Annotated in this window: 4 protein-coding genes; 1 reads left to right on the top strand and 3 read right to left on the bottom strand. The window is 62.8% G+C overall.

Going from position 1 to position 8,642, the window contains the following annotated elements:
• On the bottom strand, nt 1-3,582 hold a 3,582-nt coding region (locus tag EUV02_RS14580), incomplete at its 3' end, for a beta strand repeat-containing protein (RefSeq protein WP_207790202.1).
• Between the two features lie 789 nt (nt 3,583-4,371).
• Between EUV02_RS14580 and lldD the strand changes: the two genes are divergently transcribed.
• Nucleotides 4,372-5,523 carry an FMN-dependent L-lactate dehydrogenase LldD gene (gene lldD, locus EUV02_RS14575; RefSeq protein WP_135246993.1) on the top strand — a complete coding sequence of 384 codons (1,152 nt, stop codon included), beginning with the start codon at nt 4,372-4,374 and terminating at the stop codon, nt 5,521-5,523.
• On the opposite strand, the gene EUV02_RS14570 is transcribed toward lldD, so the two are convergent.
• Together EUV02_RS14570 and EUV02_RS14565 are read right to left on the bottom strand one after the other, a co-directional pair.
• Entirely contained in the window at nt 5,520-6,821 is a 1,302-nt protein-coding gene (locus tag EUV02_RS14570) for a ComEC/Rec2 family competence protein (protein WP_135246992.1), read from the bottom strand. The two genes, lldD and EUV02_RS14570, sit on opposite strands and share 4 nt — an antisense overlap.
• A gap of 2 nt (nt 6,822-6,823) precedes the next feature.
• Entirely contained in the window at nt 6,824-8,626 is a 1,803-nt protein-coding gene (locus tag EUV02_RS14565) for a gluzincin family metallopeptidase (RefSeq protein WP_207790201.1), read from the bottom strand.
• Nucleotides 8,627-8,642 lie beyond the last annotated feature (16 nt).

Below are 8,642 nucleotides of genomic sequence, written 5' to 3'. Positions count from 1 at the left end.
ATTGATGCCAAGGCCAGCACCGAAGCTGTTGTTGCCACCGAGGACCAGGTTGCCGGTGCCAATCTGGCTCAGCGAGCCGGTCGCACCCGAGATGTTGCCGTTGAGCGTGAACGTGCCCGAACCCGAGTCAACGCGAGCGCCGGTGGCGGGCGAGATGATGATGTTGTTCGTCAGCACCAGGCCCGAGGTTGCGGCCTGCAGGATTGCCGAGTTGCTCATCGTCAGCGTGCCGGTGCTCAGTGCGGCGTTGTTGCCGACACCCAGCGTACCGTCGGTGATCGTCGTGCCGCCCGTGTAGGTGTTGGCAGCATTGAGGGTCACGGTGCCCACGCCCTGCTTGTCGAGCGCGCCGGCGCCGCTGATTACCGCGTTGATAGTCGCCGCGATGCCGGTGTTGGCATAGACGAACGCACCGCTCGCGTTGGTCAGCCCGCCGGTACCCGTCGCCGCGATCGTGTAGCCGGTGGTCGCGAACTGCAGACCCTTGAACGCTGCCGGTGCATCAAGCGTGGCCGTGCCGGCCGTGCCTGCGAACACTGCAATGTCGCCCTGCCACGCCGAGTTGACGGTGCTGGGCGTTGCAGTTGTCCAGTTGGTTCCTGCGACGCTCCAGGTACCGGTGCCGCCATCAATCACGCCGTTGCCGATGGTATTCGCACCGTCCCAATATTGCGTCAGGACGCCCGCCTGCGCGACGATCAGATTGACCTCGCTGGCGATCGAAGTCTGCACAGTGCCGCTGAACCCCGACGGCAAGGTGATTGCCGCTAGTCCCGGGCCGCTGAGCAACCCGCCATACTGAATCAGATTATAGACGCCGGCGCCGAACCCGGGGCCCGAGCCTGAATCCGCAACAATCAGCGAACCATCGAGGTTGAGATTGCCGGTGACGATGATGAGATCGTTGTTCGGTCCGCCGGCGACATTGGCTTCACCGAGCTGGAAGTTCAGGACCGAACCGCTGTTCAGCGTCAGTGCGCCAAGCGTTATCGTCCCCGGCGATTGCCCGGGTGCCAGCGTACCGCCGTCCAAAACCTCGACACCGCCCGTATAGGTTCCAGTGCCGCCCAGCGTTGCGCCGTTCTCAACATAGATGACACCACCGTCTACATTGCCGTTGACTAACAATGTGCCTGCGAGGACATCGAAATTGACATTTGCACCGGTCGGCGCCGCCAGCGCGAGCGTGCCCGTGCCGGTCTTTGTCAGCGACCCCGTCACCGCGCCGGTAATTGTGGTGCTGAACGCTTGCGTGTCGATGGTACCACCAAAGACAAATCCATCAACGGCGGTAGGAATGACAAGATTGTCTACGCCCACTCTCAACGTTCCGCCGCCTTGGACACCCTTGAAGAAGAGTTGACTCCCAACGCCGCCCAACGATTCATTGTTCTGAACTTCGATCGTTGCACCATTGTCCCGGACGGTTTGTAGAAGCGGATTTGCTCCAGTCAGGACGAGCGCGTTGCCGGGTACGCCCGTGTCATAGATGTCGGAGAAGCCTGAAATCTGCCCGGCCAGCGTCAGCTTGCCTGATTTAAGTTCGATGAAGCTGTCGTTGCCCTGCAGATCGTTGGCGATCACCAGATCCGCATAGCCACCCACAAGTCCGGTATCCGCAGCGAACTGCGCGGTGCCATAGCCGAGCGAAGTGTCCTGGAGGACCTGGACGTCGCCGCCGGAGACGCTGAGCCTGTCAAACGAATTGTCGCCACCCAGTACTAGACGCCCGAACCCGGTCTTGTTCAAGTCGGCGCCAAACGTGATGTTGCTGGCAATCGTCAGATTGAAACCGTTGGTATCGATGACGTTCGCGGCCATCAGGAAAACGCCACCGCCGGGTACATGGTCGATTACAATATTGTCTGCGGTAACACGCAGCGTGGTGGAACTGTCCAACAGCAAATTTGACGAACCTGCGCCGCTGGCATTGCTGATTTCCAGCGTGCCGCTGATGACTTCGATGGTCTGGAAACTGTTGTTGCCGTTAAGCGCCAATGTGCCGATGCCGCGCTTGTCGAGATATACGCCGGAAATGGCACCGTTCAAATCGAGGCGGAAGTCCTGCGTATCAACAAACGCGAACTGTGCCGCGTAAATATCATTGGCCAAGACGAGGTTGTCGACACTGGCCAGCAAGCCTGCGAATGGGTCAAGCGTGAACTGACCCGTGCCAAACGAAGTGTTGCTGTCGAGCAGGGCTGCGCCAAACCCAACCTGAGTGCCGCCGGAATAGGTGTTTGCGGCGCTCAGCGCCACTGTTGCGCCGCCGGTCAAGTAAACGCCGCCAGTCCCGGCGATCGTGGTATTGGCCATAGTGCTGTTGACACCAGCGGCAGCGGATAATCGCAGAAACAGCGTGCCATTGTTGGTAATGACCGGAGTCGACAATGTTGCCTGGCCATTGGGATCTTCTACTTCAATGGTCGCGCCACTATCGATGGAAACCGTATTGAAAGCTCCGGCCGACAGGCTCGCATTTGTCGTGACCCAATAGCCCGAAACAGCATGCAAGTCTTCAAAGTTGTCATAATGCGCCGCGACCTGAATGCCTGCGCCGGCAAGGATTGCACTGTCGACATTGCTGCCGCCGACAATCGCACCGACAACGTTCGAGCCGGAGGTCTGGGTAACCGTGTTCGGGCCGGTGCTCCCCAATTGCACCGCGATATTGCCGGCCGCGCTGCCGCTGACCGTGCCGCCCAATCTCAGGTTGAGCGGGCCTGCATTTGATGCATTGATCGCCATGCCGTCAGATGAACTGATTGTGCCGCCAGCGAGCACGGAAATGCTCATCGGCGTCTGTGATGTCGCTAGCACCTGAACTGCGTCGCTCGTTGCGCCCGTCGCGCTGACAGTGCCGCCGACCGTCAGCTGCGAGCCGTCGCCGAGCAGGATTGCCACCGAGCTGGTGCCACTCGTTGATACGAGGCCGCCCGCGTTGACAGTGACGTCCGCGGCGTGAAACTGCTGCGAGCCACTAATCGGATTGCGCACCGAGGGGCGAATCGCCGGGGCGAAGTTGCCGCTGCTCGACACCGTGCCATTGATGACAATGCGCGAACTGCCGCTCGCGCCAATGACGGCGCTGTCGTTCCCCAGGGGCAGAGAGTAGCCGTTACCAGTCGTCGACAACAGGCCACCGCTCAGGACTTCAAGGTAACTGCCGGCGCCCAGAAAAACCGCACGCGAATCATTGTGTGTGGCGGTGATTGTTCCTGCAACGTACGATGACGAACCCCCGCGGTCGAGCAAAGCGTTGCCGCCGATCGCCGTGTCGAAAATCGTGCTGCCCGCGTCGCTGGTTAACGTACCGCCACCGGTCAGGGTCGCAGTGTCACTGCGCACAACGGCGCCTGCAAATGGATCGAGCAGCCGGACGACCGCACCGGATAGCACGTGAATATTCGTTCCACTGACGCCGTCGATTGCAGGATTGGGCGGCAAGGTATCGCAAACGACTACACTGCCCGCAGGCGTGCAGGCCGCGTACACCGGCGCAACCGACGATAGCATGCTGCCAATCAGTATTGTTGCTTTGAACAGCGGAAACTTCGTTGCAGGTCGAGCCAATTGAATCATTTAACGTTACTCCACACAAATTTTATGAAAGCGAACCGAATACACGTAATATTTTGAACAATGAATCAAAGAAGACAGCGCCAGCGATCGGATAAGAAATGCGCTCCCTCGATGAGGGCTATATTGAACCAATTGTGGTCGCAAGCCCCGTTTCAACGACCGGCCGCATTTCGCCGCGGAGACTCAACCAAAATGGAGCTAATTACGTGAGTATTCTTAAATGATGAAAATCAGCGTCCAATTTTTCTTATGCGGACAAGCATGGCAAGATTGTTAGCCCGGAAAGCTATCAAGCCATAGGACGGCCTGCGAGATGCCCGTCAGCAATCCTGTCCCGCAACGGCGACCGTGCATGACTGACTAAGTGCGTGCCACAGCCATGTGGATTTTGGTTCGGATTTGCGCGGAAAGCTGACTGACCGCTTCCGGGAACGACTTGGCTGCCGTCGAATGTCGCGAATGGAGCGCGTTGCTTCCTGGCAGCTCGCGGCAAATTAGTAGCGTATTCCAGACAGCAGTATGACGGTCTAACTGCCGGCCATGCGTTAACCGACCGTTCGGGTTGGGGCAGCCTGCCCGAGCGGGACTGAGATTTCCCAGTTATAACAGGTCTCACCTCCGTCGTGCTTGGCGCACCAATTGCTCGGATGAGATGTTTGATGCGGACGGCGAAGCCGCGCGCGGCGCAGCGCAGTTGTTGCATGCTTGCGCTTTGCAACCGGCGCGGTCAGTGTCCGCTGACAACGGGGCAGCCGCGCGCTGCAATGCGGGTTGCACGGAGACTGCGGCATGAAACCGCCATCGATTTCGGACTATCGCGTTGCTGCGCGCCGCAAGCTACCGCGCTTCCTGTTCGATTATATCGACGGCGGCTCGTACGGCGAGGTAACGCTGCGCCGCAACGTCGCCGACCTCGAAGCCGTGTCGTTGCGCCAGCGCGTGCTGCGTGACGTCTCGGCAATCGACCTGTCGACCACATTGTTCGGGCAGCATCAGGCCATGCCGATCGCGCTGGCGCCGGTCGGGCTTGCTGGGATGAATGCCCGGCGCGGCGAGGTGCAGGCCGCGCGTGCCGCACATGCCGCCGGCATTCCGTTCACCCTGTCGACGGTGTCGGTTTGTCCGCTCGCCGAAGTCGCCGCGGCGGTGGCGCAGCCAATCTGGTTCCAGCTTTACATGATTCGCGACCGCAGCTTCATGCGCGACCTGCTGGTGCAGGCGCGCGAGGCGAGTTGTTCGGCGCTGGTGTTCACCGTCGACTTGCCGGTGCCGGGCGCGCGCTACCGAGACTATCGTTCGGGGCTGGCGGGCGCGCCGGGGCTGGGCGGCGCGCTGCGCCGTGCCACGCAGGCCGTGACGCGGCCGCGCTGGGCATGGGATGTCGGTCTGCACGGCCGTCCGCATAACCTTGGCAATGTCGCGCCGGTGCTGGGCGCCAAGACCGGGCTTGAGGACTTCTTCGCGTGGATGGCGCAGAACTTCGACCCGCGCGTCACCTGGGCCGATCTCGATTTCATCCGTGCAGAATGGCGCGGGCCACTGATCATCAAGGGGTTGCTCGAAGTGCCCGACGCGGTGCAGGCCGCCGATCTGGGCGCCGACGGCATCGTGGTGTCGAACCATGGCGGGCGGCAGTTGGACGGGGTGCTGTCGACCGCACGCGCGCTGCCGGCGATCGCCGATGCCGTCGGTGACCGGCTGACCGTGCTCGCTGATGGCGGCATACGCTCGGGGCTCGATGTCGTGCGCATGCTGGCGCTGGGTGCCAAGGGCGTGCTGCTCGGCCGCGCCTGGGCCTATGCGCTCGCGGCGGGTGGCGAGGCCGGCGTCGCGCATATGCTCAAAGTGGTCGAGGCGGAGATGCGTGCGGCGATGGCGCTGACCGGCGTCACCAGTATAGCGGACATCGATCGCAACGCGCTGGTTGGCTGGCGCGCTTAGACCAGCCTGATCCGTACTTCGTCGCACAGTTTGCCGGCGTCGAGCAGGTGTGTCGCATGCAAGTCGGTGTCATCAAGCAGCGCCTTGAGCAACGTCGTGCGCGGCACCTCACTGCGCGCGCCTTCGTCGGCGCTGCCGTGCTTGCCGGGCATCGTCGACAACAACGTGGTCATCCGCCCCTTTTTGGTGCGACCTCCGCGGTTGGCGAAGCCGTTCCACAGCGTTTTCGGCGTGGCGTTGCGGCTGCCGTGGTGTCCGACCTTGTAGAGGTCGACGCCGGCGAGCAGCGCCGTGATTTCGGGTTGCGCCAGGGCGAACGCCCAGTTTTCGATCTGTGCGTCGCCGGGGAAGAGCAGCTTCTTGCCGCGCACATCGAACAATAAGATAAGGCTGGTGTTGTTCATCGCCTTGTCGAGCACGCGCACCAGCGCGAGCTTCTGGTCGCCCGCTGCAGCCTCGACACGGCGGGCGAACCAGCGCGCTTCCATCGGCAGGCGGGTGGTGCGGTCATAGGGATGGCCGGGGAATAACTCGTCGTGCCCGGCGCCGAGTGCCGCCTCGGTCGCCAGCCGCTGTGGTGCTATCTGCCAGAATTCATCGGCGTCGCTGGAGCGTTGCTTGCGGATGGTCGCGGTCTGCTTGAGTGTCGGCGGACCAAGCACACGCAGTTTGATACCGGGCAGCACCTTGCGCAAATCCACCGCCAGTCCGTGAAAAGCGTAGATGCGCTGCCTGCCCATCGCCATCAGATTCTCGACCGCCGAGAGGTTGGCGATGTTGTCGCGGCCAATGAAGGCGAGCTGATCGAGCGCCGCCTTCGACAGGCCTCGCGGGGGCTTGGCGGCGAGCGCGGCGACCAGTTCCGCGGCAAATACCTGCATCGCGGCGAGCGAAGCGCGGCGTGCTGCAAAGCCCTGATGGTCATCGGGCAGCGGCCCTTCGGCATCTACAGCGAGATCGGGCGCCTCGGTCCATGGCTGCAGCACCACGGCAGCCTTGGCGAGTGCGGCGATGATGTCGCCCGATGCCGTCCCGTCCTTGGTGGCGAAGCCGCTGATGTGGTCGGCATGACGATGCGTCGCGACGACCATGTCGAGCACGCCGCCGCATTTGACCGCGATGTCGTTGGCGATGCGCAGCATCTGGTCGGACTCGGCCGCTTCGGGCAGGCCGGTGGTACCGAAGTCGATCAGCACGTGGCGCGCCATCGACGCATAGACGAAGCGCAGCAGGAAACAGTCGCCAAAGCCGACCTGATAGGTGAAGATCACCACCTCGGTGGGGCGCCGCGCGGCCATGGTCAGTCGCCGGCCCGCGCCGCGTGGAGCAGCGCGAAGCGGTTGCGGCGGTCGAATGCGGTCTCAGCGGTTTCGATTTCACCAAGGCTGGCGAGGCGCTTGGCTTGCCGCGGGCCATCGTTGAGCTGGTGCGCAATGTGATATTTGATGCGGCCGTACTGATCGAAAATGATCGTGCCGCCGCCGAATGCGGTGATCGAGCGCGTGGTTTCAAGTTCGGGCGGGCGGTCGACACCGAGCACCGATTTAACCTCCGACCCGAAGATGTTGGCGATCTGGACATAGGTGCACACGGTCTCGCGGACGAAGAAGCCGTCGGGGCTTTGACGGATGCTAGGCCGCACCGCACCGACCTTGATGGTTGCGCGCGTGCCGATGCCGAGCACGCGACGGTTGTCCCAGATGAAGCGGAAAACCTCGTCCTTGTCGCGCAGCATCGATTCGAAATGGCTGCGCGCATAGTTGACCGGCAGCGCCGCATCGAACGCGCGCCAGCTCCCGTCATCAGCGCAGCGGCCGCCACCGGGCGTGGTGATGCCGTAGCTGGCGAAGGTCGCGCGCAGTGTTTCGCGGTAGCGGAAGCGATTGTCGTCGGGCATCAGTTCGGCGTCGGCGGTCAGGAATGCCGCGAGATAGACGCCGAAATCGATATCGGTCGGCGGGCAATAGTCGACGGCACGGATCGCCATCGTTAGCAGATGGTCGGCGACCTTGGCGCCTTCTTCGATGACGCGGTCGAGATTGTAATAGCCCCCCTTGCCCTCGAATTCGAACGTCCCCAAGGTTTCGACGCGGCTGCGCCACAGCGTCAGCGCGGTGCGCATCATCGCCGCCACCAGCACCTCGCCGCGGCGGTGCGGCTCGGCGAATTCGTCGCGGGCGAGCAGGCCGGCATCGGGTTCGAGCAGCACCGACTGGCGCAGTGCGTTGCCGCGCAAGCCATCGAGTTCGAGCCCGAGCTGCGCGGCAATGCCGGCCAGGATCGAGTTCTGCAACGCGGCCAGTGTCAGCTTTGCGGGGTCGATGCCGCGGATCTTGCCGCCGTCGTCCTTGCCGCGTGGCGGCGCGCCGAGAATTGCCGCAACGACTTCGGGCAGCGCAAACACCGACAGCAGTGCGACGATATCGGCGAAGGCTTCGTGGAACGCCGCCTGGTCGGGCGATGACGGCTCGGTGAAGCGGTCGCGCAGGCCGTCGAGCAGCGCATGCGTCGTTTCATGCGCGACGATGTCGTGGCTCAGCGACGTGAACACCATCGCGCCAGACTTGCCCTTGAAATAACCGAACAGCAGGCCGCTATCCTCGTTCGAATAAAAGGCATTGGCGTCGAGGAACGCATGCGGCGCGATATGCAGCTGGTGGCCGTTGAACCCCCATTCGACCCGGCGACCGAGCGCGAATTCGAAGCGCGCGAGGATGCGCATGACGATGGCATAGGTGTTCTGCGCGTGAAAATTGGGGTCGGCGAGTAGCCGCGCCTGATGCGCCTCGGCAAGTCCGCCGACATCATCGCCGTCCCCGGCGCGGAATGGATCGACCAGAGTGCCATCGGGCGCCTGATAGTGCTGTAGCGGCTTGTAGAGGCGGCCGGAGGTGGCATCGAAATCGACGACCTTGACGCGGTAGCCGGTCGGGCCGGGCGCGAGTTCCTCGGCGGGAATTTCGATGCGCGCGAACAGCATCGCACCATCAGCCAGCCGCACGCCGGGATCCTTGGCGATGATCGTCAACCGCCGCGTGTGCGGCACCCGCACCGCAGCGGGGGCCGTTTCGCCTTGACCTTTCGAACCCCGGGACGTCGCCACGTGCGGAACCTCCGCC

It is taken from the genome of Glacieibacterium arshaanense, assembly GCF_004681125.1.
Lineage (GTDB): Bacteria > Pseudomonadota > Alphaproteobacteria > Sphingomonadales > Sphingomonadaceae > Polymorphobacter_A > Polymorphobacter_A arshaanense.
The sequence above is the reverse complement of the archived record's forward strand: the minus strand, read 5'-3'. Positions and strand labels throughout refer to the sequence as shown.

Bases quoted from the DNA above. Each gene is read 5' to 3' on its own strand.
- EUV02_RS14570 (WP_135246992.1), bottom strand. From the start codon at position 6,821: ATGGCCGCGCGGCGCCCCACCGAGGTGGTGATCTTCACCTATCAGGTC.
- lldD (WP_135246993.1), top strand. From the start codon at position 4,372: ATGAAACCGCCATCGATTTCGGACTATCGCGTTGCTGCGCGCCGCAAG.